Origin of the sequence: Bartonella sp. CL162QHHD (assembly GCF_042195435.1) — a bacterium.
GTDB lineage: Bacteria > Pseudomonadota > Alphaproteobacteria > Rhizobiales > Rhizobiaceae > Bartonella.
Genome location: NZ_JBHIOG010000010.1, coordinates 1 through 1,253 on the forward strand (window position 1 = coordinate 1; position 1,253 = coordinate 1,253).

A 1,253-nucleotide genomic window follows, 5' to 3' on the forward strand; every position below is an offset into this window, starting at 1 on the left:
ATAAAAAATTGAAAATTCGTTAAAGAGGAATTTCATGAAATTTACAGTTTTCGCGCAACTTTTCAATAAAGTTGATCAGATAACAAAAACGTATGTCACGGACATTTCCTCAAAAACAATAGCTACAATTACACCCTTTGTATCAATCAGTCTCACAATCGCTTTCATCATCTATGGTTGGCTCATCATCCGGGGCGCTATAGATATGCCTCTCTCCGGATTTGTAAATCGTTTCCTACGAATAAGTATTATTACTTCAATATCCCTTACCACAGGACTTTATCAGAGTGAAATTGCGGATTTAATAACACAAATGCCCTATGAGTTATCAAAAGCACTCATAACAAATCCACTCAATGATACACAATTAATGAATTTACTTGATACAGCAGCAACCAAAGGATTCCAATATGCAGGCCGTCTTTTCCAAGAAACCGTCTTCTTCGAAGCCAATGGGCTGCTTTACAGTCTCTTAGGCATCATCATCTTGCTGGCAACAAGCTTCGTAGTAGCAATCGGCGGTGGTCTCGTGCTACTGACAAAACTCGCTATTACACTTCTCGTCGGATGGGGACCTCTCTTCATCGTTGCTTTGCTCTGGCAACCAACTCATCGTCTTTTCGAGCAATGGATAATCCAAGTCGTGAATTATATAATCCTCTTTCTACTCTTAGCCACTGTATTTAATCTGATGATGAATATCTTTGCAAACTATTTGAGCGACATGAAACTCGATTACAACCAGAATATAAGCTTCATGTTTGGGGGAGCTCTCATCTTGTCCATTATATCCATCATGCTGTTACTCAAACTATCAAGCATTGCTAATTCTCTCGCAAAAGGCATTACATTCGGACATCTATGGAGACATAGAAACTAGATGAGATAGAAAGCAATGGTTCCCGTAACAGACGCCCTTAATGCCCATATGACAAAATAACAAGAATATCCAATCCTAAAGTAAAAAATATTCGCACTGAAATTGAGCTATTTTTATAAATTAAAATGGAATAAAAAAAGTAAAATAATTACACACAACGTACTTTACTTTATGTTCAAAATAATAATAATGACAACAAATATCAGGATGTATATAACAATAAAAAAGAGTCATATTAAAATGAAGTCGATCATTCTTGTAATTTTGATTGCAAACCTTTTATCGGCTTGTGTATTAGCACCAAAGCTAAAACAGCCAAATGATAGGAACCGGGTGCCTATTAATAAAACAATCCCTGCCGAAATCAAGCGAG

The 1,253-nt window shown here is 36.4% G+C and carries 2 protein-coding genes; both read left to right on the forward strand.

Annotation, left to right across the window (positions count from 1 at the left end; all coding sequences use genetic code 11):
* Positions 1 to 34: 34 nt before the first annotated feature.
* Positions 35 to 880: a type IV secretion system protein gene (locus ACFILD_RS00965; protein WP_375664643.1), complete on the forward strand. Its 846-nt coding sequence runs from the start codon at positions 35 to 37 to the stop codon at positions 878 to 880.
* Positions 881 to 1,120: 240 nt separating this feature from the next.
* On the forward strand, positions 1,121 to 1,253 hold a 133-nt coding region (locus ACFILD_RS00970), incomplete at its 3' end, for a TrwH protein (protein WP_375661124.1).

What these genes read in the sequence shown, in the direction of transcription:
- ACFILD_RS00965 (WP_375664643.1), top strand. Translation starts at nt 35, where the DNA reads ATGAAATTTACAGTTTTCGCGCAACTTTTCAATAAAGTTGATCAGATA.